The 25,370-nt window shown below is 65.1% G+C and carries 23 protein-coding genes and 1 tRNA gene; 10 read left to right on the forward strand and 14 right to left on the reverse strand.

From position 1 onward, the window contains the following. Positions 1-15 precede the first annotated feature (15 nt). From HTA01S_RS18845 to HTA01S_RS18875, 7 genes are all read right to left on the reverse strand, one after another. Positions 16-573 (reverse strand): pilus assembly PilX family protein, encoded by a 558-nt coding sequence (locus tag HTA01S_RS18845; RefSeq protein ID WP_068174284.1) that lies wholly within the window; start codon positions 571-573, stop codon positions 16-18. A 20-nt stretch (positions 574-593) separates the two neighbouring features. Continuing rightward, positions 594-1,652 (reverse strand): PilW family protein, encoded by a 1,059-nt coding sequence (locus tag HTA01S_RS18850; protein WP_068174285.1) that lies wholly within the window; start codon positions 1,650-1,652, stop codon positions 594-596. Between the two features lie 8 nt (positions 1,653-1,660). Next, entirely contained in the window at positions 1,661-2,134 is a 474-nt protein-coding gene (pilV, locus tag HTA01S_RS18855; RefSeq protein ID WP_068174286.1) for a type IV pilus modification protein PilV, read from the reverse strand. Beyond that, complete coding sequence (locus tag HTA01S_RS18860) at positions 2,124-2,609, reverse strand: GspH/FimT family pseudopilin (RefSeq protein WP_068174287.1); 486 nt, start codon at positions 2,607-2,609, stop codon at positions 2,124-2,126. The genes pilV and HTA01S_RS18860 overlap by 11 nt, the downstream gene beginning before the upstream one ends. 147 nt (positions 2,610-2,756) lie before the next feature. Next, the gene (gene nrdR / locus HTA01S_RS18865; protein ID WP_068174288.1) at positions 2,757-3,215 is read right to left on the reverse strand and encodes a transcriptional regulator NrdR; all 459 of its coding nucleotides are present in this window, start codon (positions 3,213-3,215) and stop codon (positions 2,757-2,759) included. A 19-nt stretch (positions 3,216-3,234) separates the two neighbouring features. Then, a complete protein-coding gene (glyA, locus tag HTA01S_RS18870; RefSeq protein ID WP_068174289.1) occupies positions 3,235-4,479 on the reverse strand; it encodes a serine hydroxymethyltransferase in 1,245 nt (414 codons plus the stop codon). 299 nt (positions 4,480-4,778) lie between these two features. Next, positions 4,779-5,693: a lytic transglycosylase domain-containing protein gene (locus HTA01S_RS18875; protein ID WP_084236272.1), complete on the reverse strand. Its 915-nt coding sequence runs from the start codon at positions 5,691-5,693 to the stop codon at positions 4,779-4,781. A 727-nt stretch (positions 5,694-6,420) separates the two neighbouring features. Here HTA01S_RS18875 and HTA01S_RS18880 point away from each other — a divergent pair. Then, a complete protein-coding gene (locus HTA01S_RS18880; RefSeq protein ID WP_068174290.1) occupies positions 6,421-9,171 on the forward strand; it encodes a DUF349 domain-containing protein in 2,751 nt (916 codons plus the stop codon). Positions 9,172-9,260: 89 nt separating this feature from the next. Here HTA01S_RS18880 and HTA01S_RS18885 read toward each other — a convergent pair whose 3' ends face one another. From HTA01S_RS18885 to HTA01S_RS18910, 6 genes are all read right to left on the reverse strand, one after another. Continuing rightward, positions 9,261-10,139 carry a M90 family metallopeptidase gene (locus HTA01S_RS18885; RefSeq protein ID WP_174545207.1) on the reverse strand — a complete coding sequence of 293 codons (879 nt, stop codon included), beginning with the start codon at positions 10,137-10,139 and terminating at the stop codon, positions 9,261-9,263. A gap of 3 nt (positions 10,140-10,142) precedes the next feature. Next, positions 10,143-11,006, reverse strand: a complete 864-nt coding sequence (locus tag HTA01S_RS18890) for a UDP-2,3-diacylglucosamine diphosphatase (protein WP_068174291.1) — start codon at positions 11,004-11,006, stop codon at positions 10,143-10,145. Between the two features lie 38 nt (positions 11,007-11,044). Further along, positions 11,045-11,551, reverse strand: a complete 507-nt coding sequence (locus tag HTA01S_RS18895) for a peptidylprolyl isomerase (RefSeq protein ID WP_068174292.1) — start codon at positions 11,549-11,551, stop codon at positions 11,045-11,047. A 2-nt stretch (positions 11,552-11,553) separates the two neighbouring features. Next, positions 11,554-12,162, reverse strand: a complete 609-nt coding sequence (locus HTA01S_RS18900; protein WP_084236274.1) for a peptidylprolyl isomerase — start codon at positions 12,160-12,162, stop codon at positions 11,554-11,556. Further along, positions 12,162-13,487 carry a L,D-transpeptidase family protein gene (locus HTA01S_RS18905; protein WP_245638141.1) on the reverse strand — a complete coding sequence of 442 codons (1,326 nt, stop codon included), beginning with the start codon at positions 13,485-13,487 and terminating at the stop codon, positions 12,162-12,164. The genes HTA01S_RS18900 and HTA01S_RS18905 overlap by 1 nt, the downstream gene beginning before the upstream one ends. A 176-nt stretch (positions 13,488-13,663) precedes the next feature. Continuing rightward, complete coding sequence (locus HTA01S_RS18910; RefSeq protein WP_084236291.1) at positions 13,664-14,692, reverse strand: nuclear transport factor 2 family protein; 1,029 nt, start codon at positions 14,690-14,692, stop codon at positions 13,664-13,666. 306 nt (positions 14,693-14,998) lie between these two features. Between HTA01S_RS18910 and cysS the strand changes: the two genes are divergently transcribed. The 6 genes from cysS (at position 14,999) to HTA01S_RS18940 (ending at position 20,682) form a co-directional block, all read left to right on the forward strand. Then, the gene (cysS, locus tag HTA01S_RS18915; RefSeq protein WP_068174293.1) at positions 14,999-16,384 is read left to right on the forward strand and encodes a cysteine--tRNA ligase; all 1,386 of its coding nucleotides are present in this window, start codon (positions 14,999-15,001) and stop codon (positions 16,382-16,384) included. Continuing rightward, the gene (locus HTA01S_RS18920; RefSeq protein WP_068174294.1) at positions 16,384-17,034 is read left to right on the forward strand and encodes a DNA-3-methyladenine glycosylase family protein; all 651 of its coding nucleotides are present in this window, start codon (positions 16,384-16,386) and stop codon (positions 17,032-17,034) included. Before cysS ends, HTA01S_RS18920 begins: the two co-directional genes overlap by 1 nt. Positions 17,035-17,169: 135 nt before the next feature. Beyond that, complete coding sequence (locus HTA01S_RS18925; protein WP_068174295.1) at positions 17,170-18,159, forward strand: acetyl-CoA carboxylase carboxyltransferase subunit alpha; 990 nt, start codon at positions 17,170-17,172, stop codon at positions 18,157-18,159. Between the two features lie 7 nt (positions 18,160-18,166). Further along, positions 18,167-19,141, forward strand: a complete 975-nt coding sequence (gene tilS, locus HTA01S_RS18930) for a tRNA lysidine(34) synthetase TilS (protein ID WP_084236293.1) — start codon at positions 18,167-18,169, stop codon at positions 19,139-19,141. 101 nt (positions 19,142-19,242) lie between these two features. Beyond that, a complete protein-coding gene (locus tag HTA01S_RS18935; protein ID WP_068174296.1) occupies positions 19,243-20,523 on the forward strand; it encodes an aspartate kinase in 1,281 nt (426 codons plus the stop codon). A gap of 66 nt (positions 20,524-20,589) precedes the next feature. Further along, positions 20,590-20,682: transfer RNA gene (locus HTA01S_RS18940), tRNA-Ser, on the forward strand. A 156-nt stretch (positions 20,683-20,838) separates the two neighbouring features. Here HTA01S_RS18940 and HTA01S_RS18945 read toward each other — a convergent pair. Beyond that, positions 20,839-21,591 (reverse strand): IclR family transcriptional regulator, encoded by a 753-nt coding sequence (locus HTA01S_RS18945; RefSeq protein WP_068174297.1) that lies wholly within the window; start codon positions 21,589-21,591, stop codon positions 20,839-20,841. 278 nt (positions 21,592-21,869) lie between these two features. Here HTA01S_RS18945 and HTA01S_RS18950 point away from each other — a divergent pair, with 278 nt between their 5' ends. From HTA01S_RS18950 to HTA01S_RS18960, 3 genes are all read left to right on the forward strand, one after another. Next, positions 21,870-23,441, forward strand: a complete 1,572-nt coding sequence (locus HTA01S_RS18950; RefSeq protein ID WP_068174298.1) for an acetolactate synthase large subunit — start codon at positions 21,870-21,872, stop codon at positions 23,439-23,441. Between the two features lie 70 nt (positions 23,442-23,511). Then, positions 23,512-24,306, forward strand: a complete 795-nt coding sequence (locus HTA01S_RS18955; RefSeq protein WP_068174299.1) for an SDR family NAD(P)-dependent oxidoreductase — start codon at positions 23,512-23,514, stop codon at positions 24,304-24,306. A 23-nt stretch (positions 24,307-24,329) separates the two neighbouring features. After that, on the forward strand, positions 24,330-25,367 hold the full coding sequence (locus tag HTA01S_RS18960; protein WP_068174300.1) for a WD40/YVTN/BNR-like repeat-containing protein: 1,038 nt from the start codon (positions 24,330-24,332) through the stop codon (positions 25,365-25,367). The last annotated feature ends 3 nt before the right edge of the window (positions 25,368-25,370 follow it).

Here is a 25,370-nt window from a genome sequence, read left to right on the forward strand (position 1 = left end):
TTTCTACTCTTTGTGTCATTCCGTGGCGTAGACGGACTGCAGCATCACAGCCGCGCGCCCAGTGCCTGACTGGCTGCGCGCCGTGATGCGGTAGCGGGCACAGGTGGCATTCACCGTTGGCGTGCTGGGGTCGCAGGGGAAGGCGTTGCCAAGGAATTCCACGAAGTACTGCGGCGAAGAACCCGCCTGCGCGTTCAGCGTGACCGCGGTGGCGTTGGTCCAGGTGGCGTCCGTCATGGTCCAGCGGCCCTCACAGTAAGGACCTGGCGCGGAGCACAGTCCGCCAGAACAGGCCGTGCTGGCATTGCATTGAGATGCGTCGGTGGGTACGGTCAGCGCCAACGCTTGGGTGTGCTTGGGCGTTGCCTCGGCCTGATCCTTGGCGATCTTCTCACCGGCTCTCAACCCCGCTTCGGCGGACTGGAAAGCCAGGCTGCGGTCGTAGTAGTTGGAGGACATCTTGGCTTCCAGCACCACGTTGCGTAGACTGGCCACGCCGATCAGGGTGATGAGAACCAGCAGGATGAGCGAGATGATGAGCACGGCGCCGCGCTCCCGCTTCGGGACGGACATGTTGGAGGAGGGCAAGGGCTTCATGGCAGTCGGTTGCGAAGAGTGACCACGTGCGTCATCTGGCGCTGCAGAGCTGCGCCATCTGTGCCCACCTTCTGCAGGCTCTGGAGGGTCAGCGTGACGCGGACGGCACTGACCCGGGGCCAACTGGTGACGGAGGCAGCGGACACGTAGTCCGTCGGCAATGCACCTGTAGCGTCTGTCTCCAGATAGGTCAGCTGCATGTCGGTGACGCCTTCGGCAATCTCTTCGACCAGAGGCGTTGCGCTGACGGTTCCACTGTTGTTCACCAATCGGGCCCTGTACAGCGACCTCCCGCCGCGGTCGTTGGCGCCGATGTACCAGATCTCGCTGGTCAGCTTGACCATGTAGCCGCCACTGAAATCGTACAGATTGCCGTTGACGCTGGAGCAATCGGTGGGGTAGCCCAAACCTTTGCTGCAGTTCCCAGGCGAAACCCCCGCAACCCCTGTGTTGTGAACCACGGTGCTATTGGATGTACTCGCATTGGTCACTTGCAGCAGTGCGGCTTGTTTGTAGTTGCAGACCAGCACGATGTCGCCATCCACCAGGCCATGGCTGTTGGTACCTACGTCAAACTGGGCAGAGTTGGGAACGTGGCCATTGATCCGCACGCCGGTGTTCAGGTTGCCAAACACCAGGAAAACGGCATCGGTGCCGTCGATCCGTTGACCCGCACTGGTGCCAATGGTGATGCCGTTGGCTGCCGTACTGTTGTCATAACCCCGGATGCCGTCGGTCCAGTTGGCCCACCAGAAGGCACTGCCGCCAGAATCAGGATTTATCACATCTGCTGTGGGTATACCTCGGCCGCACGGGCTTCCGCCCGCTTCGCGCATCTGCCGCGCCATCAGTTCCACGGCGGTCCGTCCGCTTTCCTGCATGCGGGACAACTGCTCGGTGGTGCGATAGGTCTGCTGGTTGGTGACGAACACACCGATGACACCTCCTACCAAGAACAAGCCCAGTGCAAGCGCCACCATGAGCTCGACAATGCCGAAGCCGCGAATCTGTCTGCGCGAGGGGAAGTTCTTGGGAATTCTGGGACGCTGGGGCATGGTTGTTCTCACAGCACACTGATCGTTTCGACCATCTGATTGGAATCGCCGCCGATACCTCGCGTGTCATCCCAGTAGATGCGAATGGTGCAGCTGTTGGCACTGCAGGTAATTTCACCGCAGGTGGAATCGCGATTTCCGAGGGTCTGCTTCAGCGCATTCATCCACAAGGCCTGGTCACTGGCGATCAGCGTGCTGCCAGTACTGACACTGCAGGTTCTGGACAGGTTGTATTTCCCGGTGGTGGCGGCACTCGCGTTGGCACGCATCGCGTCCAGCATCAGGTAACTCAGCGTCACGGCCTGGCTGCGTTCGAAAGCGCTCTGGTTGTTTTTGAGCGTGCTGCTCTGCAGGCCCGCAATGCCCAGCAACCCAATGGCCAGCACCAACACGGCCACGAGCACTTCGATGAGGCCGACGCCTCGCTGGGAGCTTCGGCTGGCAGGGGCCGGTCGGATGGTGTGTCTGCATTTATTCGACATGGATCGATCCTGTGCGAATCCGGATGTTGCGGGTCTGTGCGCCAGCGGTGATGGTGATTTGGCCGGCGGTGATCAAGGCGGTGCCAACGGTGGTGCTCGAGCAGGTACAGCTGTAAGGCAGGCCGTCGGCCCTGAAGTCTGCGCAATAGCCGGTCACCGTGGTGCTGCCCTGCAGGGTGCCTTCGCGGATGGCTGTGGCTGATGCAGGGGTGCGAACGATCCAGCCACTGGTCGAGCTGCAGAAGCGGTGGGTTGCGTTCTTGCTGATGGCTTCACTGCGAGCGGTTTGAAGCCCGCCCAGCAATTCGTTGGATTGCGCGGCAACCCGATTTTTTTCCATCATGCCCTGGAAGCTTGGCACGGCGATACCCAGCAGGATCGCCGCCACGGCGAGCGTCACCACCAGCTCGATGAGCGTAAAGCCACCCGAGCGGTGTCGGGCCGACCTGTTGCGTTGGTATGTGGACTTGTCCAATCGATCTCCGAACAAAGAGCAACTTGTAACGAGGCTGGGCAACCCCTGGCCTGCAAAGTTGTCATAGCGTAGCAGTCGGGTTTAGCCCGGATGTACGAAGAACGATGGACGGAGCGTCTGTCTGGCTGTACGGAAGATGCGGTTGCCTCAGCCACCGCCGCGCGAGGTCTCCCTCACCGCATCCATGAACTCATTCACATCGTCGAAGCTGCGGTACACGCTCGCGAAGCGTATGTAGGCAACTTTGTCGAGCTTCTTGAGTTCGCGCATCACCATTTCACCCAGGCGGGTGGCGGGAACTTCGCGGACGCCGAGGTTGAGGAGCTTTTCTTCGATGCGCTCGATGGCCGTGTCGACCTGCTCGGTGCTGACTGGGCGTTTGCGCAGCGCCAGCGCGAAGGAGGCCCTGAGCTTGGCGGGCACGTAGTCCACGCGCCGACCGTCTTTTTTCACCACGGCCGGAAAGCTCACTTCCGGCCGTTCGTAGGTGGTGAAGCGTTTTTCGCAGTGACCGCACTGGCGGCGGCGGCGAATGAAGTCCGCGTCTTCGGAGATCCGGGTCTCGACGACCTGGGTTTCCAGATGACCGCAGAAAGGGCATTTCATGGCACCGCGCCGCCTGGGATCACTTATAGACCGGGAACCGGGCCGTCAGCGCGTTGACCTTGGCGCGCACGGCTTCGATGTTGGCCGGGTCGCGCGGGTTGTCCAGCACGTCGGCGATCAGATTGGCGGTCAGGCGGGCCTCGTCGTCCTTGAAGCCGCGCGTGGTCATGGCCGGGGTACCGATGCGCACGCCACTCGTGACCATCGGTTTTTCCGGGTCGTTGGGGATGGCGTTCTTGTTGATGGTCATGTGGGCGCTGCCCAGCACGGCCTCGGCTTCCTTGCCGGTGATGCCTTTGGCGCGCAGGTCAACGAGCATCACATGGCTTTCGGTGCGGCCGCTCACGATGCGCAGACCACGTTGGGTCAGGGTCTCGGCGACGATCTGGGCATTCTTCACCACTTGCTGCTGGTAGGCCTTGAACTCGGGCGCCAGCGCTTCCTTGAAGGCCACGGCCTTGGCCGCGATCACGTGCATCAGCGGGCCGCCCTGCAGGCCGGGGAAGATGGCGCTGTTGATCGCCTTCTCGTGTTCGGCCTTCATCAGGATGATGCCCCCGCGCGGGCCGCGCAGGCTCTTGTGGGTGGTGGAGGTCACCACGTCGGCATACGGCACCGGGTTGGGGTACACCCCAGCAGCGATCAGGCCGGCATAGTGCGCCATGTCGACCATGAAGATGGCACCGACGTCTTTCGCCACTTTGGCGAATCGTTCGAAATCGATGCGCAGGCTGTAGGCCGAGGCGCCGGCAATGATGAGCTTCGGGCGGGTCTCATGGGCCTTGCGCTCCATGGCGTCGTAATCGATCGCTTCCTGCTCGTTCAGGCCGTAGGAAACGACGTTGAACCACTTGCCGCTCATATTGAGCGCCATGCCGTGGGTGAGGTGGCCGCCTTCGGCCAGACTCATGCCCATGATGGTGTCGCCGGGTTTCAGGAAGGCGAGAAAGACGGCTTCGTTGGCGGATGCGCCGCAGTGGGCTTGCACGTTGGCGGCCTCGGCGCCAAAGATCTGCTTCACCCGGTCAATCGCCAGTTGCTCGGCGATGTCGACGTACTCGCAGCCGCCGTAGTAGCGGCGGCCTGGATAGCCTTCGGCGTATTTGTTGGTGAGCTGGGTGCCCTGGGCGGCCATGACCGCAGGCGAAGCGTAGTTTTCGCTGGCGATCAGCTCGATGTGGTGTTCCTGGCGCGCGTTTTCGGCCTGGATGGCGGCAAACAGTTCGGGATCGGTTTGCTCGATGAGGATGTTGCGGTCGTACATGGTGGCAGTCTTGGGTAACGTGGATCCCGACGCGATGTGGATCACATCGGCAGGGGCTGCCCAGGCGAACGGCTGAACACCCGGACAGGCCGGGCGGCACGCTTCCCAGTGGTTGTCCCGGCCTCTGATCACTATCAGCGCCGGGGGGCCACGTCAGCGCAGACAGTCGGAAGGGGTGTCCTTCGGGTGGTGCGCCTATCGCCAGTTGCGTACCTTGCTAGTTTAGCCGAGGCCCGCGCGCGCAAGGGCTGTCCACAGGATAGACCGGGCCCTGGTGGGTGTTGCACACCACAGATCGATCACGAGTTGGCCAGAGGTGTCTCGGGCGGGATGGCGGGGGCAGCAGGCGCTTCCGCCTCGAAACCGGCTGCGGAATCTGGCTCGGGCGTGGGCTCAACGGTCGCCGGTGCGATCACCTGGGTACGTTGGATGGACGGGAAGTAGCGGGGCATGGGTTTGCCCATGGCCACGCTCTGGATACGTTGGTGTTCTGCCATCACCTTGTTGATGTAGTCACTGCCATCGGATGACACCGCGCCCACATAGAGCCGCAGACCGCCTTCGATCGAGCCTGCCTGCTTGATGCAGTCCTGCAGCACCTTGGCGCCCACGCGAAGGTTCGACACCGGGTCGAAGGCCGCCAGTTGTCCGCCAAAGTCCTCGTATTTGTCGGTGTGGACCCGGGTCAATACCTGCATCAGGCCTTGTGCACCGACGGGACTCTGCGCAAACGGGTTGAAGCGCGACTCGATGGCCATGACCGCCAGGATCAGCGTGGGGTCCACCCGGGCCTTCTGTCCGACGTCATAGGCTTCCGCCACCAGAACACTCAGGGGTTCGGGGGCCACGCGGTACTTGCGGCTCAGCCAGAAAGCCACGTTGGCCTGCTGTTTGGGCAGGTCGGTCGGCAGGGCGGCCGTGACGCGCTCGATGGCGCTGGGCTCTGGGTTGAACACGGCCACATCCAGGACTTCGGTCGTCGCTTGCTGGCGCTCCAGCAGCCAGCCGAGCAGTTGTTGTTCGGCGCTGGTGCGCAGGTCACTGCGTGCGGCCAGCGTGATCAGTCCGACGGCCAGCAGGGTGCCCAGCAGTGCCAGGCCGTTGTGGGTGATGTCGAAAAAGCCGCGGGACACATCTCCCAATGCGGTCGTGAGGGCCGTTTTGGCGCCAGCGGCGCCTTTGCCTTTGTCTGCTTGATTTTTGTGCGCTGTCATCTTGTCGCTCCGTTCTGTGTCGTCCTGACGGGTGGGTCCGGTCGACTGGATTGGGTCGCCATCGATGGCGAGACTTCGTGGGCCTGGCGATCGACTTAGCCGGGTTCGGCAGCGGGTCGGGTTTACCCGTGATGGGCAAAGCCGGTGGATGCTAGGGGGTTATACATATCAAGTCAATGTTTATGATTAAGTTTGTTATAACTTTAATGTATTAAAAGAATGTGTGGAGCACAGCGAGCAGACATTCCTAGCGCCGCCGCCCGATGGAATCTGGGTTTCCGTCCGATGCCTTGCTTTTGACCACTCGTCGGCCAGTTGCTACCTTTCGTTCTTGACAGGTGTTCGAGGTGCAGACGAATGGGCTGTGGTTCCGTGATTGAAAATCCACATGGTTTGACTGGGGTGAAACCCTTGAAGCCGCCACCGAACGGGGGTAACCTGTGCCTGCCTGTCATTGCGACTGGCATTGGCCGACAACACGGTCTGACCGTCTGCCGGCTCCAAAGGGAGCAATCTGTTGCTTCCAGGCTGGGGAGACATCAAACTCTCTCCGCCAAACCCGACGGCAAGTGCATTACGCCCGCTGTCAGCCCCGGTGGGCTTAGCCCACCGGGGTTTCTCGTTTCTGGGGTGTCCCTTCCTGTGCGTGCGCGAACAGCGGCGACAATACGCGCTTGCTCGACGCCGGCACGGTGTCGAACCCTTCCTTTTCTGAGTCTCCTGTTTGATGTCGCTGTTTCCCCTGCGCAAGTCGCCGACCCCATCCAACGCCGCCGCCGCCGTGAACACCCCCACCCCGACCAAGCCCTCCGCCTCTTCCGCGCCGCATCCGCTGGACGCCCTCACCGGCGGCGCGTTTTCCGCCCCCACGTCGGGCGAGCGCGCCGCGCGCATCCGCGAGTGGCTGGGCAGTGCGCCATCGGTGGAGTTGATGAACGAGGTGTTCAAGGAGTTGTCACACCGCGACCGGGGCGCTGCCAAGCCGCTGAAGGAAAAGCTGGACGAACAAAAGCGCCAGAAATCGCAGGAGCAGATCGCGGTGGAGTGGGCCCAGAAGGCGCAGGCCCTGCTGGACCACTCGCGGCTGAATTTGGCGGATGCCTTGGCCTGGCAGCGCGATGCGGCTCGGGCGGGCGCGCCTTTGTCGCGCGAGCCGCTGGCCTCGCTGAAGCAGGCGCTGACCGAGCGGGTCAAGGCCATCGAAGACCTGCAGCACAGGGTGCAGGTGGAGCGCGAAGCCGCGGTGTTGATCGCGCAGCGCATCGAGGTGCTGTCGACCAAGCCCTGGCGCGATGCCCAGCACAGCGCCGACACCTTGCGCGCCGATGTGGCTCACTGGTTGCAGCAGACCAGCACGCTTCAGAACGATGCGCAGTGGGCGAGTGTGGAGGCCAAGTTCCCGCCCATGCTGGAGGCTTCACGCAGCCAACTGCAATTGGTATGGGATGCGTTCGAGGCCGCGCTGGCCCAGACCGTCGCAGCCGATGCCGATCCGCAGGCGCCGCTGCCGGCCGTGCCCGTGTGGGCCGACGAACTGCGGACCGCCCGTGGCATCGACGTGGCGGCGCCAGCTGAGAAATCCGCCCAGAGTGCGCAGGCGACGCAGGAAAAAAGGGCCCGAGTGGCCGCAGAGCTGGACAAAGTGCTGGGTGTGCTTGAGCGGGAGCTGGCCGAAGGCCATGGCAAGGCTACGCCCAAGGCCGCCGCCGATGTGCGCGCGGTGCTCAAGAGCCATGCACGGCACATCGGTGCCGAGCTGGAGGCACGGGCCCATGCCGCATTGACCCAGGCGGGCGAACTCGAAGGCTGGCAACGCTGGCGTGCCGACCAGCTGCGCGAAGAGCTGGTCGCCAAGGCCGAGGCTCTTCTGCAGGCGCCCGAGGGTCAGCGCCTGGGTGGGCGCAAGATGCAGGAGACTCTGCGCAGTTTGCGCGATCAGTGGAAGAGCACCGACCAGGGCGGGCAACCCAATCACGCGCTCTGGAAGCGGTTTGACGAAGCCTGTACCGAGGCCCACAAACTGGTGGAGGCCTGGTTGAGCCAGGTGCGCCAGCAGGCCGACGCCCACCGGGCCCAGCGCCTGGGGATCATCGAGGAGCTCAAGGCCTGGACCCTGGCTCACGAACAGAGTACCGACTGGAAAGCCATGGTGCGCGAGTTGCACGCGTTCTCCGAGCGCTGGCGCGAAGCTGGGCACCTGAGCGAAAAGGCATTTGCCGAAATCCAACCGATCTGGAAAGACGTGATGCACACGGCGCACGCGCGTCTGGAGGCCGCGCAGGCCGAAAGCACGGCGCGCCGACGCGCACTGATCGACGAGGCCATCGCCCTGGGTGCGGCGCCGGTGTTGCGCATCGATGCGGTCAAGGCCCTGCAGCAGCGCTGGCAGGCCGAAGCCCATGCAGTGCCTCTGGAGCGCAAGCACGAACAGAAACTGTGGGAAGCGTTCCGCCAGCCGATCGATGAGGCCTTTGCCCGCAAGAGCAGCGAGCGCGAAAAGGCTTCCACGGCGCTCAATGCGCACGATCAGCGCGTGCTGGACGCATCGCGCGCCCTGGAGGCTGCAAGCGCCAGCGGCGACGCGCAGCGGATCCGTGAGGCCATGGCCGCGTTGGAGGCTGCGCTGAGCGCCCAACCCGAGGCAGCGCCGGCGAGCCGGCGAGACGTCGTCGCACCCACCGAACCCGGGAATGGAGCTGTTGAGGCTGCGTCCGGCGACACCATGACCTCCAACGAAGCGCAGGAGGCTGCTGGCGACGTGGCAGAGGGCGCGTCTGATGCACCCCCAGCCAAAGCGGCGGCTCCCGCCGCACCACCGAAAAAGGTGGTGGCGGTGCGCGGGGACGACCGTCCTGGCATGAAGAAGGCCGAGCCCGCCGGGCGGGACGGCCGGCGTGGTGATCGCCCGGAGGGGCGCCGTGATGGTGCACCCGGGCGGCCCGACGCACGGGGCGGGCGCGACGGCGGTGCGCCGTTCCGGGATCAGCGCGACTGGCGTGAGGAGCGTGAGCCCCGCGGTCCCCGGCTGGGCGATGCCGCCTTCCGTGCGCAGCGCCAGGCCATCGAGTCGGCGCAGGCCAGTCTGCGCAAGCTGGCCGCGCAGGCGCATGGCGAGGTGTTGACCCAGCTGATGTCGGCATGGGAGCAGCGCGACGCACAGCAATTGCCTGCGGCGCATGCCCTGGGGGCGCGCGTGAATGCGGCCAGCCGGTCTGCCTGGGCGGCGGCGCTGTCGCAAACCGCTGCGGCGCTGCCGGGCGAAACGCTGCTGAGGCTCGAAATCGCCGCCGAGGTGCCCACGCCCGCCGAACACCTGAGCGATCGCCGCATGCTGCAACTGCAGTTGTTGACGCGCCGCAACGCAGCCAGCCCGGCCGAGACCTGGAGCGAAGACGTGGTGAAGGTGCTCGGTTCGGCCTACGACGCAGCCGCGGCGCGGCGCCTGCAAACCGTGCTCAAGGTGTTGCTCAAGCGTTGATGCAGGTGCGGGAGCTTTGCGAGAGCAAGGCTCCCGGCGGTGGCGGGTTTGCTCAGTGGCGACCTGACGGCGCCCTTGCCAGCAGGCGATCAGGCTCTGGATCGAAAGAATCCGTCGTACAGCGGGATCAGTTCGGGGAACTCCAGAGCGAAGCGCTCACGGCTGACGAAATACGCTTCGCAGGTCACGGCGAAGAATTCGGCCGGGTCCTTGGCGGCATAGTCGTCCAACCAAGGCTGTTCGCCACCGAAGCGCTCAGCCAGGGCCAAGCTCTCGCGAAAGCGGTTGTACGCCGCCTGCATGGTCTGTCGCCAGCGCTCCCGGGCCTGCGCGGCACTGGCCGTGCCCAGAAAACCCTTGGTCAACGGAGGCGCTCCGTCGGGTGCATCGCCTGCGCGCATGCCGTGCATGTCGATCTTGTGCACGAACTCATGGATGACGACATTGCTGCCATGTTCCGCCGCGGAACCGGCGTGGGCAACGTCTTCCCAGCTCAGCATCAAGGGGCCGCGGTCCATGGCCTCGCCGGCAAGCACCTCGCGGTAGCGGTGCACCACGCCCATGCCGTCGGTGATTTCGCGCTGGGCCACCGCGGCGCCGGGCTGCACCACGATGCCCACGAAGTCGCCATACCAGTCGAGCGCGGGCAAGGGGTCGTCGGTGGGGGCCTGGGCGATGCCACCCAGGTGCAGCAAGGGCAGGCAGGCCTGGGCCGCGATGGACAGTGCCATGGCGTCGGTGATGGTCAGGCCATTGGCGCCGTGGAATTCTTTCTCCAGCAGAAAGTGCTGGCACAACAGGCGCAGCCGTTGCTGCTCCTGTGGGTCGAGTGCCGCCAGGAAGGGGTGTTGAGCCAGCGTGGTGTTCCACAGAGAGGCGGGAATCTCTGGGGGGCGGCGCAGACGCCGCGGTAGCCAGCGCTGGATGAAGGTGGGCAGGAGGCGGCTCCCCGGTTGTCGGCGCGCCATGGCTCAGGGGCTGAGCGGTTGCCGTGCATGCCCGCTCAATGGCTGCGGCAAGCGGCGCAGTCCCTGCGCGTCAAGTCTCAACACTTCGGCGCGCGGCGGGTGGGCCATGGCGTCCCAGTCGCTGAGCACCACACGGCGCAGGCCATCTCTCAGCTCGTGCTGCGCCGGTCGGTGCGTGTGGCCGTGGATCAGGGTGCTGGCCGCGCCGCGCCGCAGCCAGTCCTTGGCGGCGGTGGCATCCACATCGGCCCACAGCGTGGGATCGCCGGCCAAGCCACGCTTGCGGGTTTCGCTCTGGGTGCGCAGCGCACGTGCGATGGCCTCGCGTTCGGTCAGGGGCTGGGCTAGGAAGGCCTGCTGCCAGTCCGGCTGGCGCACCATGGCGCGAAAACGCATGTAGTCGGTATCGTCCAGGCACAGCGCGTCGCCGTGGCTGAGCAGCCAGCGTTGGCCCAGAAAATCCAGCACCGTGGGATCGGACAGCCCACGCATGCCGCAGGCGCTCAGGCCCGCCGGGCCCAGCAGGAAATCGCGGTTGCCGTGCATGAAGTACACGGGGGTGTGTTGGCTGTGGGCATGCAGCGCATCGGCACAGCGGCGCCAGAAACGGTGGTCGGCGGAACTCTGTGTGTCGATGGAGGGCAGGGGGGCTTCAAGCAGATCGTCGCCCACCCAGACTTCGAACAGGTCGCCCAGGATGAACAAGGCATCGGCCCGTTCAGCCGGAGGGCGCTGCAGGTAGCGCAGCCAGCAGTCGAAGGTGGCTGGCTCCGAGGCCTGCAGGTGCAGGTCGGAAATGAAGTCGACCGCTTGCCAGTGCGCAGGGGCGCGGAGTTCGGCGAAGCGGTCGGTGGGGGCGTTGTCCATGGAACAAGGGGCCCATCGGCCCCCTGGGTCGCGCTGCGTCAGAGGGCGACCGCTTTTTCGATCACCACATCGTCCTTGGGCACATCGTCGTGGAAGCCCTTGCGGCCGGTGGTCACGGCTTCGATTTTCTTGACGATGTCGGTGCCCGAAACCACTTTGCCGAACACGGCATAGCCCCAACCCTGCGCGCTGGGCGCGGTGTGGTTGAGGAAGCCGTTGTTGGCGACGTTGATGAAGAACTGCGCGGTGGCCGAATGCGGGTCGCTGGTGCGGGCCATGGCCACGGTGTAGCTGTCGTTCTTGAGGCCGTTGTTGGCTTCGTTGTTGATCGGCTGGTCCGTGGGTTTCTGGTTCATACCGGGCTCAAAGCCGCCGCCTTGCACCATGAACCCGGGAATGACGCGGTGGAACACCGTGTTGTTGTAGTGGCCCTTGTTCACGTAGGACAGGAAGTTGGCGGTCGACAGCGGCGCCTTTTCGGCATCGAGTTCGAGGGTGATGACACCAAAGCTGGCGATGTGCAGTTCGACTTGGGGGTTGGCCATGGTCATTTCTCCAGAGTGGCTTTGAGGATGGTGATGGGGGACTTGGGCACGTTCTGGTGCATGCCCTGATTGCCGACCGGGACGAGCTTGATTTTGTCAACCACGTCCATGCCGGCGGTGACTTTGCCAAAAACGGCGTAGCCATAGCCGTCCGGGCTGGGGGCATTCAGTGCGGCGTTGTTGACCACATTGATGAAAAACTGTGCGGTGGCCGAGTTGGGGTTGTTGGTACGGGCCATGGCGATGGTGCCGCGGTCGTTCTTCAGGCCATTGCTGGCTTCGAGCGGAATGGGCGAACGGGTCGTTTTTTGCTGGAGATCGGCGCCGAAGCCGCCGCCCTGGATCATGAAGTTGTCCATGACCCGATGGAAGACCGTGCCATCGTAGTGCTTGTCCTGCACGTACTGCAGGAAGTTCTCCACCGTCTTCGGCGCCTTGTCGGGGTAGAGCTCCAGCACGATGTCGCCCATGGAGGTGCTCAGCCGCACTTTGGGGAGCGCGTTGGGCGCTTGTGCCGCAGCAGGGAAAGCAAAGGCGCACAGCGCGCTGGCGGTCAACATCGTTGCCAGTCGGCGGCGCAGCGGGCTGGCCAGGGAGGGGAGGCGGTCCATCAGGTGTTTCCTTCAAAAAAAATCTTCCACTGGTCACGCTCGCGGGCCCAGTACTGGCGTTTGGTCACGCCGCGGGTCTGGCCTTGTGCCACTTCGCCAAAGGTGACCACCATGGTGTCCTGGCTGTCGCGCCAGCGCAGCATCGACACCTCTTTGAGCTGCAGGTCGCGTGCCGCCCCGGCGCTGCGGAGTTCGCCTTCCACCCGTGGCCACCACTGGGCCAGATCACGCCCCTGGTTCTGGAACCGACTGGAATAGAACCCTTTGAGATCGTCCAGTTCACCACGGCTCTTGGCACTGCGCCAGGCTTCGAGCGCCGCTTCGAACGGCCGTCGTTCGGCGTCCAGCGATTCGGGCATGACCCATTCGAGCGACGGGGCGATGACCACCGGCGTGGTGCGGATCTGCACCGTGGCCAGCAGGCGCTCCAGATCGGGGTTGGACAGCACCACGCAGCCGTCCGAAGCCAGGGGCGCGCGCACGAACTGCTCACGGGGTGTGCCGTGCAGCCAGATGCCGCTGCCGGTCTTGCCCCGCTGAACGTCCAGTGGGTTGGGGTAGTTGATCGGCAGGGCGCCCACGCCGTACAGATCGGGCAGGTTGTCGGGGTTCAGGTTGCTGGTGATGTAGTAGACCCCCAGTGGGGTGCGCTTGTCGCCCTCGACAGCCTTTTCGATGCCCTGCAAGCCCACCGAGATGTAGAAGTCGCCCAACAGGCGCAGGCGGGGCGCGGCAAAACCGTTGGCCCCGGATCGGGTGGGCGTGAGGTTTTCGAACAGGTACAGGCGCGAGCGCGAGGCGTCCACGGCGATGGCGTGCCGGCTTTGCGATGACAGGGCGAGAAACTGGGTGGGGATGCTCCCCTGAGGAGGCCGTTCGATGAGGGCGCGCAGGCGACGGGCCGACTCGTCGCGCAGTGCCGCCAGTTGCTCCGCCGCGGCCTGCGCTTTGGTGTCGGGTACATCGCCCAACTGGCGCACCGGCCGTGCCTGCAAGCTCAGAAGATCGCCATGGACCAGATGGGCCAAGTGGAAATTGGGGTGGTCTTCCACCAGCACGGATGCCTTGAGCAGTGCCTCGCGGTGCTGCCCCTGGCTGATCAGTCGATAGATGTCGATCAGTCGCGCTTCGGCCTGGCCCAGCAGGGGCAGGACTTCCAGGAGCGCTTCGCCGGACAACGGTCTGGCTTGCAGGCCCGACGACTCACTTCCCGACAGCTGATGAGCCGCGTCCTGCACTTTGGCCAGCGCGCTGTCGAAGAGCGAAGGCCGTTGCGTGATGGCTGACGGGCTCGGCGCCTGTACAGTGCCGGCAGCAGACGCCAACCCAGCCACATCCGTGGGGTTGCGGGCCACGCAGGAGGAAAACAAGAAAACCAGGATTGCACAAGCGGCGAGTGTGGCCAGCCCGGCAACCGGGCGCAGCACACCGCTGAACCCTGAACTCAGGTGGGCGGCGGGGACGCTGGCATGCCCTCTCTGGAAATACCGCCGACCGGCCATCAGGAACCTGTGGATTCGCGCACGATCAGCCAGCGGTCGCCTTTCTTGATCATGTCGAGCGACTTGCGGCCGCTGACATTGATGTTGTCGGAACTGTAGGCTTGCTGGAACTGTGCGGTGGCGCGCTCACCCTGCACAGTAACGGACAGATCGCTGATGCCCACGTCGATGCGGGTGCGCGGCACGATGCGGGCTCTGCGGTCGGCTTCCCACGCACTGCGCGACTGCCCCTTGGGTGGTGCGAAGTTGGGTGCATAGGCCGCCAGATAGTCTTGCATGTTCTTGCTCGACCAAGCCTTGGCCCAGGCTTGCACCGCGGCTTCAACATCGCTCTTTTCACTGCCCATCGCGACGGGTGCGGCCGTCGGCGCGGGTGCTGGCTTGGCGGCAGTTGCGGCCGGAGCAGTCACAGGGGCGGTGACCGCTGCTGTGGCGGCGGCACGAGCGCCTTTGGTGTCGGCTGAGAAGAGGCTGCGGATCAGACTCAGTTTGGGAGCGACGCCGGTGTTGCCCGAATCCAATTGCAGCGCCTTGCTGTAGGCCTGGCTGGCCAGCTTGGCATACACGTCGCCCAGATTTTCGTGGGCCGTGGCGTAACTCGGGTTGGTGCGGATTGCCATTTCAAGCGCTGCGCGCGCCTTGTCGAACTGGCTCTGACCGGCGTACAGCACGGCCAGGTTATTGTAGGGTTCGGGCAGCTCGGGGTAGTCTTCGGTCAGCTTGGTGAACGTTGCGATCGCATCGGTGGGCTTGCCGCTTTCGGTCTGGATCACACCCTTGAGGAAGCGCATCTGGGCATCGCGTGGCTTGTTGGCCAGGTGCTGATCGGCTTTGGTCAGGGCTTCGGTGAACTGGCCGGCACGCATGAGGCGATTGACCTCGGCGTAGTCATCGGATTGGGCCACCGCCACTGAAGCGCCCAAGGCCGCCGAGAGCGCGACTGCAAGGGCCATCAGGCGCAGAGGTTGGGCGACCTTGGCACGGGTGCCGCTGCGAAATTGCGCTTGCAGGAAAGACGGGGTTTTCATGGGGTGGGGCATGGGACCTCAGATGGCGAAAGCGGCGGACCAAAGACGGTGGACGGACCTGCAAAACATCACTATAGCGCCCCTCGGGGCGCGGTCATGCTGCCTGGGGCTGGCTATACTGGCAGATTGTATCTGAGGGGGTAAGTCCAATGGCTTCCTGACGCGAGGGGTGTGACCTGCATCCCGCCGTGTGGTGGCCGGCCCGACCCATTGCCGCGACCGGCGCTTTCCCAAGGCATAGCCGATGCGCCGATGGCCAGTGGGTTCAACGGTTGCGGCGCATTTAACCCGTGTGGTCCGTTTCCCATGACTTTGAGCATTTTCAATACCCTGTCCCGACGCATGGAGGCCTTTGAGCCTCTGGAGCCAGGCCATGTGCGCATGTATGTGTGCGGCATGACGATCTACGACCTGTGCCACATTGGGCACGCCCGGATGATGATGGCCTTCGACGTGGTGCAGCGCTGGCTCAAGGTCAGCGGTTACCGCGTCACCTACGTGCGCAACATCACGGACATCGACGACAAGATCATCAAGCGCGCACTGGAGCGCGGCATCACCCTGCGGGCACTGACCGACGAAATGACCGCGGCGATGCACGAGGACATCGGCGCGCTGGGCATCGAGCCCCCCAGCCTGGAACCGCGCGCCACCGAGTACGTGCCCCAGATGCTGTCGCTGATCGGCACGCTGCAGGGCAAGGGGCTGGCGTATCAAGCCGACAACGGCGACGTGAACTTCGCCGTGCGCAAGTTCGACGGCTACGGCAAGCTCTCGGGCAAATCGCTGGACGACTTGCGGGCCGGTGAGCGGGTGGCGGTGGCGGCCGACAAAAATGATCCATTGGACTTCGTGCTCTGGAAGTCGGCCAAGCCCGAGGAGCCGGCGGAGGCCAAGTGGGACAGCCCGTTCGGCCCGGGCCGTCCCGGATGGCACATTGAATGCTCGGCCATGAGCTGCGCCACCCTGGGTGAAACCTTCGACATCCACGGAGGGGGAGCCGATCTGCAGTTCCCACACCACGAAAACGAGATCGCGCAGTCGGAGGGGGCGAACGGCCAGCCGCTGGCCCGGTTCTGGATGCACAACGGATTCGTGCGCGTGGACAACGAAAAGATGTCCAAGAGCCTGGGCAATTTTTTCACCATCCGTGAGGTGCTGCAGAAGTACGACCCGGAAACGGTGCGTTTCTTCATCCTGCGTGCCCACTACCGCAGCGCGCTGAACTACAGCGACGTGCATCTGGACGACGCGCGAGCTGCACTCAAGCGCCTGTACACCGCGCTCAGCCTGGTGCCGGCCGTGGATGCCCCGATCGACTGGAACCAGCCGTTTGCCCAGCGCTTCCGTGCCGCGATGGACGAGGATTTCGGCACCCCCGAGGCGATGGCCGTGCTGTTCGATCTGGCGGGCGAAGTCAACCGCAGCCGGGATGCGTCGTTGGCCGGTCTGTTGCGCGCGTTGGGCGGCACCCTCGGGCTGCTGCAGGTCGATCCTGCGGGGTATCTGCAGGGCGGCGGCGCGGCGACGGGCGGTCTGGATGAGTCGGCCATCCTGGACCTGATTGCCCAGCGGTCCGCGGCCAAACAGGCCCGCAATTTCGCCGAGGCCGACCGTATCCGAGAGGCCCTGCAGGCGCAGGGGGTGGTGCTCAAGGACAGTCCGTCCGGCACCACCTGGGAGCGCCACTGATGGCCGCGTCCGTCCTGCCTGATGTCGGCCCCGCAGCGCCTGAATACTGGGTGGAAGCCTGCCGCCATCTGATGAAGCGCGACCGTGTGATGAAGAAGCTGATTCCGCTGCATGGCGGCGTCTGTCTGCAGTCGCGGGGGGATGCTTTTGTCACGCTGGCGCGCAGCATCGTGGGCCAGCAGATATCGGTCAAGGCCGCGCAGTCGGTCTGGGACCGTTTTGCCGTGCTGCCGAAGAAAATGCTGCCATCGCAGGTGCTGAAGCTCAAGGTGGACGACATGCGTGCGGCAGGCCTGTCGGCCCGCAAGGTGGAGTACCTCGTTGATCTCGCGCTGCACTTCGCCAACAACCAGGTGCATGTGGACGCCTGGGCGGAGATGGATGACGAGGCGATCATCAGCGAACTGGTGGCCATTCGCGGCATTGGCCGCTGGACCGCCGAGATGTTCCTGATCTTCCACCTGATGCGACCCAATGTGTTGCCACTGGACGATCTGGGCCTGCAAAATGGCATCAGCCACTGCTATTTTTCTGGTGAACCCGTGAGCCGAAGCGAGATACGCGAAGTGGCGGCGACCTGGGCGCCATTCTGCAGTGTGGCGACTTGGTATATTTGGCGCTCGCTGGATCCGGCCCCCGTGGCCTATTGAGGACCCCCCCACCCGCGTTGCTAGCTCCCTTCGTGTAGCCGCATCCCCCTCCAGGGGCGGCATCAGTGGCCCGGCCAAGCCGGTTCCGCCGTGTCCCCCCAGAGGCATTTCGTCAAAGACCAGAGGAGTCGACTCTTGGCCAAAAAGAACTTCCTCGACTTCGAGCAACCCATTGCCGAACTCGAATCCAAAATCGAAGAGCTCCGTTATGTGCAGACCGAGTCCGCGGTCGACATCTCGGCGGAAATCGAACAGCTGTCGGGCAAAAGCCTGCAGCTGACCAAGGACATCTACAGCAGCCTCACGCCCTGGCAGATCACCAAGATCGCGCGCCACGCCGACCGGCCTTACACGCTGGACTATGTGCGCGAGATCTTCACGCACTTCCAGGAGCTGCATGGCGATCGCCACTTTTCGGATGACCTCTCCATCGTTGGCGGTCTGGCCCGTTTCAATGGCCAGCCCTGCATGGTGCTCGGGCATCAGAAGGGACGCGACACCAAGGAGCGCGGCCTGCGCAACTTCGGCATGACCAAACCCGAGGGTTACCGCAAGGCGCTGCGCCTGATGAAGGTGGCCGAGAAGTTCAAGCTGCCGGTGTTCACCTTCGTGGACACGCCGGGCGCCTACCCCGGCATCGATGCCGAGGAGCGTGGCCAGTCCGAAGCCATTGGCCGCAACATTTTCGAGATGGCGCAGCTCGAGGTGCCCATCATCTCCACCATCATCGGTGAAGGGGGTTCCGGCGGTGCGCTGGCCATCTCGGTGGCCGATCAGGTGTTGATGCTGCAGTACTCGGTCTATTCGGTCATCAGCCCTGAGGGTTGTGCCTCGATCCTCTGGAAAACCAGCGACCGTGCCAGCGATGCGGCCGATGCGCTGGGCATCACCGCGCACCGCCTCAAGGCGCTCGGCCTGGTGGACAAGATCGTGAACGAGCCGGTGGGGGGCGCGCACCGCGACCACAAGCAGATGGCCGCGTTCCTCAAGCGCGCGCTGACCGATGCCTGGCGCCAGGTGGCCGATCTCAAGGTCAAGGAGCTGGTGGACCGCCGCTACGCGCGCCTCAACAGCTACGGCCGCTACACCGACACCAAGGCCGACAGCAAGCAGGACAAACGCTGAGGTGATCATGGCCGCACCGCTGCCCAACCCCTGCGAGCAGGCGTTGGCCCAATGGTGCGCATGTGAACCGTCGCTGGCGGCGCCATCCCGGATGGCCGTGGCTTACAGCGCTGGGGCCGATTCCACCGCCTTGCTGCTGGCCGCATGGCAGCGCTGGCCCGATCGGGTCGTGGCACTGCATGTGCACCACGGCCTGCAGGCCGCTGCCGATGGCTTCGAGTCCCATGCCCGGGGTTTCTGTCTGCAGCATGGCATCGAATTGCGGGTGACCCGGGTCGATGCGGCGCATGCCCCGGGCCAGAGTCCCGAAGACGCGGCACGCGTGATGCGCTACCTGACGCTGGCAAACATGGCTCAGCAGGCGCAGGCCGCGTGCGTGTTGCTGGGGCAGCACGCCGACGACCAGGCCGAGACCCTTCTGCTGGCCCTCAGCCGCGGTGCGGGTTTGCCGGGGCTGGCGGCCATGCCCGAGCGGTTCGAGCGGCACGGTGTGTGGTTTGGCCGCCCGTTGCTGGCGTTGACGAGCCAGTCTTTGCGCGATTGGCTTCGGGACTCGGGCCACGCCTTTGTGGATGACCCGAGCAACAGCGACCAGCGCTTCACGCGCAACCGCATCCGCGCCGTGCTCATGCCCGCGTGGGAGGCGTGTTTTCCGGGTTTTCGGGCCATGTTGGCGCGCAGTGCCCGACACGCTGCCCAGGCACAGGTGCTGCTCGATGATCTGGCGCGGCTGGACCTGGCCGAGACGGGCTCACCGCCACTCATCCGGTCGCTGCAGCGCCTGACGCCCGAACGCCAGGCCAACGCCTTGCGCCACTGGCTGCGCAGCAGCGCGGGGGCGGCGGCGAGCGCGGCGCAGCTCGACGAGCTGTTGGCGCAGATCGCCCACTGCAACACACGCGGCCACCAGATCCGCCTCAAGGTCGCCACGGGGTTCGTGGTCCGGGACGGCGAGAGGCTGCGTTACACCCCGCCGATATAATTGATCGGTTTTGCCCTGGGCCCAACGGCTCGACAGACCGCGTGGCCGCTGCGGGTCACACCGACTTCCCACAGATACACACCCAACCCCGATCCAACCCGATGGCTTTGATTGTTCACAAGTACGGCGGCACCTCCATGGGGTCCACCGAGCGCATCCGTAACGTGGCCCGGCGCGTGGCCAAGTGGCACAAGGCCGGCCACCAGATGGTGGTGGTGCCCAGCGCCATGAGCGGCGAGACCAACCGCCTGCTGGGTCTGGCCAAAGAGCTGGCTCCGGCCAAGACCGACAGCGCCTATGGCCGCGAACTCGACATGCTGGCCGCCACTGGCGAGCAGGCGTCATCGGCCCTGCTGGCCATTGCCTTGCAGGCCGAAGGCCTGGAGGCGGTGAGCTATGCCGGCTGGCAGGTCCCCATCAAGACCAACAGCGCCTACACCAAGGCGCGCATCGAGTCGATTGACGACGCCCGCGTGCGTGCCGATCTGGGCGCCGGCAAGGTGGTCATCGTCACCGGCTTCCAGGGTGTGGACCCAGAGGGCAACATCACCACCCTGGGCCGTGGTGGTAGCGACACCTCGGCCGTGGCCGTGGCCGCCGCGCTCAAGGCCGCCGAGTGCCTGATCTACACCGACGTGGATGGTGTGTACACGACCGACCCGCGTGTGGTGCCCGAAGCGCGCCGCTTGCTGCGCGTGAGCTTTGAAGAGATGCTGGAGATGGCCAGCATGGGCAGCAAGGTGCTGCAGATCCGCTCGGTGGAATTCGCCGGCAAGTACAAGGTGCCTCTGCGCGTGCTCTCCAGCTTCACGCCCTGGGACATCGACCTGAATGAAGAAGCCGCCTCCGGCACCCTGATCACTTTTGAGGAAGACGAAGAAATGGAACAAGCCGTCGTTTCCGGCATTGCCTTCAACCGCGACGAAGCCAAGATCTCCGTGCTCGGCGTGCCCGACAAACCCGGCATCGCGTACCAGATCCTGGGCGCGGTGGCCGAGGCCAACATCGAAGTCGACGTGATCATCCAGAACCTGAGCAAGGACGGCAAGACCGACTTCAGCTTCACGGTGCACCGCGGCGAATTCCAGAAGGCCATGGACCTGCTCAAGAACAAGGTCGTGCCCGAACTCGGCGCCGCTGACGTGGTGGGCGATGCGCGCATCTGCAAGGTCAGCATCGTGGGCATCGGCATGCGCAGCCACGTGGGTGTGGCCAGCCGCATGTTCAAGTGCCTGAGCGACGAGGGCATCAACATCCAGATGATCTCCACCTCGGAAATCAAGACCTCGGTCGTGATCGACGAGAAGTACATGGAACTGGCTGTGCGCGCCTTGCACCGCGAGTTCGACCTGGACCGCGCCGACGACAGCCTCGCTGGCTGATCGGGGCCGAAGTTGCATGCTGCGCTCGCTGAGCCGCCGGCAACTTGAGGCATAATAGAAGGCTCCGGAGCGATGACCGAGTGGCCGAAGGTGCTCCCCTGCTAAGGGAGTATGGGGTGTAGAGCCTCATCGAGGGTTCGAATCCCTCTCGCTCCGCCAGTATGACAAGGCTCCCACGCAAGTGGGGGCCTTTTGTCTTTCTGAAGTCCCTGTTTCCGTAGGCTTGCGGCCAGTGGCGATTTCTCTGTCGCCAGGAGCACAGCCCTGGCGCAGAACTCAAGGCGATGTGTGCGGTCTGCGATCGACCGCTGCCCCTCAGCTGGTGGGCTGGTCTGCTGCGATGCGCGCCGTGATGGTGGCCGCCGCGTTGGTGATCAGCTTGACGAGGTAGTCCTGGGAGAAGGCAGCGAAACGTTCGTTGCTCCCGACCAAAGTGACCGCCCCCAGGATTCTTGATTTTTCATCGAAGATGGGCGCGGCCAGGCCCGTTTTTCCTGGGTCCAGCTCGCCCGCGCTCACGCAATAGCCCTGCTTGCGGATGGTCAGCATGGCCCGGGAAAAGTCCTTCCAGGTGGGCCCCAGCCGCTGCAGGTTGGGTTCTGCGGCATTGCTCTCGTAGACGCGCTTGAGCTGCCGGGGCAGCAGGTAGGCCAGGATCACCCGGGACGTGGCGCTTCGGAACAGGTCCATGGGACGGCCGCGGCCGAAGTTCAAGGGCTCGGTTTCGCTGCCGTGTTTCTGCAGGATGTTGATGACGGTGGAGCTGTAGAGCTCGCTGATGAGGGCGTGCATGCCGGTGCGCGCGACCAGTTCGTCCAGCAGATCGCGGCTGCAGGTGATCAGCGGGTCGTATTCCGTCATGTGGCGGTCGAGTTCGATCACGCGCGGTCCCACCGCATAGCCCCGGGGCAGGCGCACCAACAGGCCCACATCGCTCAGTTCCCGCACGTAGCGGTAGGCGCTGGCCTGCGCATAGCCCAGCTGCGAGCAGATGGTCTCGACGTCGATCACCGGCTGCCCGGGCTTGAACAGATTGAGGATGTCGAGCATGCGTCGGAGGCTGTTCATGGTGGGGTCTTCTGGCGCTTCGGTGGCACTGCTTTGGTCGCGGCATCGAAGGCGACGTGCAGCAGCGGATGGACTGGGAAGGCGTGTTCGGGTGGCGTGAAGCTTATCCGAGCAGAGCCGGGATTCTCGCCTGATGCGGGTGGCCTGCGGCCCGTCTGGCGTAAGTGACTGCTTTGCGCGCGTATACACAATTTAATCTAAAAGATAAACAAGTACGTATAAAACATCTGACACACGTCAAGTTTTGCTGTTTTATCAATATTTGATAAAATGGCAGCATGACAAATCGCAAAGACATGACCGGCGCAGACGCGCTACTGGCGGCCCTCGCGGACGAGGGCGTGACCGTGTGCTTCGCCAATCCGGGCACCACCGAGCTGGATCTGGTGCGCTCGCTGGAACGCGAGGAACGCATGCGCTGCGTGGTCGGTCTGCAGGAAAACGTCTGCACCGGCGGCGCCGACGGCTACGGCCGCATGACGGGCCGGCCCGCGGCGACCCTGCTGCACCTGGGCCCCGGCTTTGCCAACGGCATCGCCAACCTGCACAACGCCCGGCGTGCCCACACGCCCATCGTCAACCTCATCGGCGACCACACCAGCTGGCACTTGCCCTACGACTCACCGCTGACCTCGGACATCGAGTCGCTGGCGCGCCCGGTGTCGGGCTGGGTGCACCGCATCGCCGCCGTGGAGCAGAGCGACGCGGCCGGCCGCGAAGCGGTGAAGCAGAGCCTGGCCCGCGGTGGCCAGGGCGCCACCCTGATCTTTCCCGCCGACCACCAAGCCCACACCGGCGGCGAGCAGGTGGCGTTGCAGCAGCCGGCCGCCGATGTGGGCGCCGAAGTGCCGGCCGCGTTCGACCCCGTGGCCGCCGTGCAGCGGCTGAAGGCCGCGAACAGGATCGTCTTCCTGCTCGGCGGTGGCGGTGAGCTGAGCGGCCTGGGCGTGCGCGCGCAGAAGGCGGTGCAGCGCCTGTGCGCCGCGCTGGGTGCCACGGCCTACGCCGAGACCTTCCCCTCGCGCTCGGAGCGCGGCCAGGGCCTGCCGGCCTTCGACCGCCTGCCGTACTTCCCCGAGCCCGCCCGAGAGGTGCTGGACCCGGCCGATCTGGTGGTGCTGGTCGGCGCGCTGCCGCCGGTGACCTACTTCGGCTACGAAGGCCATCCCAGCCTGCTGGTGCCGGCCGAGCGCCTGCTGAAGCTGGCGGCGGTGGGCGATGACGCCGCCACGCGCCTGGAGCAGGTGGCCGACCTGCTGGGCGCGGTCGAGGTGGCTATACCCGTCGCTGTGCTAAGCCCGCCGGAAGAGGGGCCGCTGACCCCGGCGCGCATCGCGCTGGCCCTGGCCAACGAGCTGCCCGAGCGAGCCATCGTCTCGGTCGAAGGCGGCACCTGTGGCTACCCCTTCTACGCGGTGTCGGCCGCCGCCCGGCCGCACACCACGCTCACCAACACCGGCGGCGCCATCGGCCAGGGCCTGCCCGTGGCCATGGGTGCGGCCATTGCCTGCCCGAACCGCCAGGTGGTGGCCCTGCTGTCCGACGGCAGCACGCAATACACGATCCAGACCCTGTGGTCGCTGGCGCATGAAGACCTGGACGTCGTGGTGCTGATCGCCGCCAACCACCAGTACGCGATCTTGCGCAACGAACTGCGCCGCGGCGGCGCGGTGCTCGGCAACCGCGCCGCAGAGATCACCAGCCTGGACAAGCCCCGCATCGACTGGGTGACCCTGGCCCAGTCCTACGGCGTGCCCGGCGGGCGCGCCACCACCAGCAGCGAACTGACGGCCCTGCTGCGGCAGGCGTTCGCGAAACGAGGCCCGATGCTGATCGAGATGGCGCTGTAGAGCGGCCCATCCCCTGAATACCCGAGGCCGGCGAGGCGCCGGCCTTCCCCAAACCCCTGAAGGAGACGTTGTGGATCTGAATCTCAAAGGCAAGGTCGCGGTCGTGACCGGTGGCAGCCTCGGCATCGGCCGGGCGGTGACAGAGGCGTTGGCGCGCGAAGGCGTGCGCGTGGCCATCGTGGCGCGCAGCAAAGGCGCGCTGGAAGAGGCGGCGCGTGACATCTCCGCCGCCACCGGCGTCGAGATCCTGGCCGCCTCCGCCGACGTCAGCAAGACCGACCAGGTGCAGGCCATGATGGACCGGGTGGCCCAGCACTTCGGCCGCATCGACATCCTGGTCAACGGCGCCGCGCACCCGGGTGGCCTGGTGCGCAGCGAGATCGAGAACGCCGACCCCGAAGGCCTGCTCGAAGACATCAACATCAAGGTTGTTGGCTACATGCGCTGCGCCAAGGCGGCGGCCGCCCACATGAAGAAGAACGGCTTCGGCCGGATCATCAACATCGGTGGCCTAACCGGTCGCGGCAGCAAGCAGCTCTCGGGCATGCGCAACGTGGCGATCTGCCACATGACCAAGACCCTGTCCGACCAGTTGGGCCCGTCAGGCATCACGGTCAACGTGATCCACCCGGGCGTCGTCGAGACGCCGCACATCCACGAGCTCTACGCCAAGGAAGCCAAGCTGCAGGGGCTGACCCCCGAGCAGGTGGAAGCCAACTACGCCAAGGTCACGCCGATCCGCCGGGTGCTGCAGCCCAACGAGATCGCTGACACGGTGCTCTTCCTCGCCTCCGAGCGCGCCGGCGCCATCACCGGCGAGTCCATCGCGGTGGACGGCGGCATCACGCGCGGCATCTTCATCTGACACAACCACACAGGAGCAGCAACATGAACGGAACCATTCTGGTGGGCACCGCAGGCCAGGGCATCCTGCGCAGCATCGACGATGGCGCCACCTGGCACCGCCTGGGCCTGAAAGAGGCGATCGAGTTCGACGGCGTGGTGCGCAGCCTTGCGGTTGACCCCTCCGACCCGTCGCGGGTGCTGGCGGGGGCCGACGCCGGCCTGTGCATCAGCGTGAACGGCGGCGGGCACTTCAAACGGGTGGACTCGCCCATGAACCAGCAGACCGTGTGGGCGATCGCGTTCGACCCGACGAACCCGAAGATGGTCTACGCCGGTACCGGCGCGCCGTCGCGGGCGCGGATGTACCGCTCGAAGGACGGCGGCCTGTCGTGGGAGCAGCTGAACATCGAGCTGCCCGAGTTCTGCCAGGGCGTGAACCGCCCGCGCATCCTGACCATCTGCGTCAACCCGGTGCGCAGCGGTGAGGTCTGGTTCGGCGTGGAAGAGGGCGGTGCCTGGCGCAGCGCCGACTGTGGCGACACCTGGGAACGCGTCGACACGCCCGGCGGCACCATCAGCAACTCCGACATCCACGCCATCGCGGTGCTGCCACCGGCGGACGGTGTGCCGCAGAAGAACCTCGTGCTGACGGTGAACTCGGTCTACACCAGCACCGACGACGGCCAGACCTGGACGGGCAAGGCCTCGAAGGAGCGCTTCGACGGCATGTACTACACGCGCACGGTGCAGGTGGTGGACGCCGCCGGCAGCACCCTGCTGCTGGCCATCGGCGACGGCACGCCCGGCACGCGCACCCGCATCTACCGCTCCGAAGACCGCGGCGAGACCTGGGCGCCCGCGCTGCTGCACACCACGCCGAACTCGACCGTGTGGGCCTTTGGCGCCCACCCGTCCGACCCCTCGTTGCTGTTCGCCGGCACCAAATACGGCCACCTGCTGCGCTCCATGGACGGCGGCAAGAGCTGGTTCAAGGAGTGGCGCGATTTCAGCGAAATCACCTCGGTCGCCTGGACGCCCTTCGTGGCGCCGGTGAAGGCCCACCCGCAATCCATCAACTGAAGG

Origin of the sequence: Hydrogenophaga taeniospiralis CCUG 15921 (assembly GCF_001592305.1) — a bacterium.
Lineage (GTDB): Bacteria > Pseudomonadota > Gammaproteobacteria > Burkholderiales > Burkholderiaceae_C > Hydrogenophaga > Hydrogenophaga taeniospiralis.

What these genes read in the sequence shown, in the direction of transcription:
- glyA (WP_068174289.1), bottom strand. Translation starts at nt 4,479, where the DNA reads ATGTACGACCGCAACATCCTCATCGAGCAAACCGATCCCGAACTGTTT.
- HTA01S_RS18850 (WP_068174285.1), bottom strand. Translation starts at nt 1,652, where the DNA reads ATGCCCCAGCGTCCCAGAATTCCCAAGAACTTCCCCTCGCGCAGACAG.
- HTA01S_RS18960 (WP_068174300.1), top strand. Translation starts at nt 24,330, where the DNA reads ATGAACGGAACCATTCTGGTGGGCACCGCAGGCCAGGGCATCCTGCGC.
- HTA01S_RS18935 (WP_068174296.1), top strand. Translation starts at nt 19,243, where the DNA reads ATGGCTTTGATTGTTCACAAGTACGGCGGCACCTCCATGGGGTCCACC.
- HTA01S_RS18885 (WP_174545207.1), bottom strand. Translation starts at nt 10,139, where the DNA reads ATGGCGCGCCGACAACCGGGGAGCCGCCTCCTGCCCACCTTCATCCAG.
- HTA01S_RS18875 (WP_084236272.1), bottom strand. Translation starts at nt 5,693, where the DNA reads ATGACAGCGCACAAAAATCAAGCAGACAAAGGCAAAGGCGCCGCTGGC.
- nrdR (WP_068174288.1), bottom strand. Translation starts at nt 3,215, where the DNA reads ATGAAATGCCCTTTCTGCGGTCATCTGGAAACCCAGGTCGTCGAGACC.
- pilV (WP_068174286.1), bottom strand. Translation starts at nt 2,134, where the DNA reads ATGTCGAATAAATGCAGACACACCATCCGACCGGCCCCTGCCAGCCGA.
- HTA01S_RS18945 (WP_068174297.1), bottom strand. Translation starts at nt 21,591, where the DNA reads ATGAACAGCCTCCGACGCATGCTCGACATCCTCAATCTGTTCAAGCCC.
- HTA01S_RS18880 (WP_068174290.1), top strand. Translation starts at nt 6,421, where the DNA reads ATGTCGCTGTTTCCCCTGCGCAAGTCGCCGACCCCATCCAACGCCGCC.
- HTA01S_RS18950 (WP_068174298.1), top strand. Translation starts at nt 21,870, where the DNA reads ATGACAAATCGCAAAGACATGACCGGCGCAGACGCGCTACTGGCGGCC.
- HTA01S_RS18900 (WP_084236274.1), bottom strand. Translation starts at nt 12,162, where the DNA reads ATGGACCGCCTCCCCTCCCTGGCCAGCCCGCTGCGCCGCCGACTGGCA.
- HTA01S_RS18895 (WP_068174292.1), bottom strand. Translation starts at nt 11,551, where the DNA reads ATGGCCAACCCCCAAGTCGAACTGCACATCGCCAGCTTTGGTGTCATC.
- HTA01S_RS18845 (WP_068174284.1), bottom strand. Translation starts at nt 573, where the DNA reads ATGTCCGTCCCGAAGCGGGAGCGCGGCGCCGTGCTCATCATCTCGCTC.
- tilS (WP_084236293.1), top strand. Translation starts at nt 18,167, where the DNA reads ATGGCCGCACCGCTGCCCAACCCCTGCGAGCAGGCGTTGGCCCAATGG.
- HTA01S_RS18890 (WP_068174291.1), bottom strand. Translation starts at nt 11,006, where the DNA reads ATGGACAACGCCCCCACCGACCGCTTCGCCGAACTCCGCGCCCCTGCG.
- HTA01S_RS18920 (WP_068174294.1), top strand. Translation starts at nt 16,384, where the DNA reads ATGGCCGCGTCCGTCCTGCCTGATGTCGGCCCCGCAGCGCCTGAATAC.
- cysS (WP_068174293.1), top strand. Translation starts at nt 14,999, where the DNA reads ATGACTTTGAGCATTTTCAATACCCTGTCCCGACGCATGGAGGCCTTT.
- HTA01S_RS18910 (WP_084236291.1), bottom strand. Translation starts at nt 14,692, where the DNA reads ATGAAAACCCCGTCTTTCCTGCAAGCGCAATTTCGCAGCGGCACCCGT.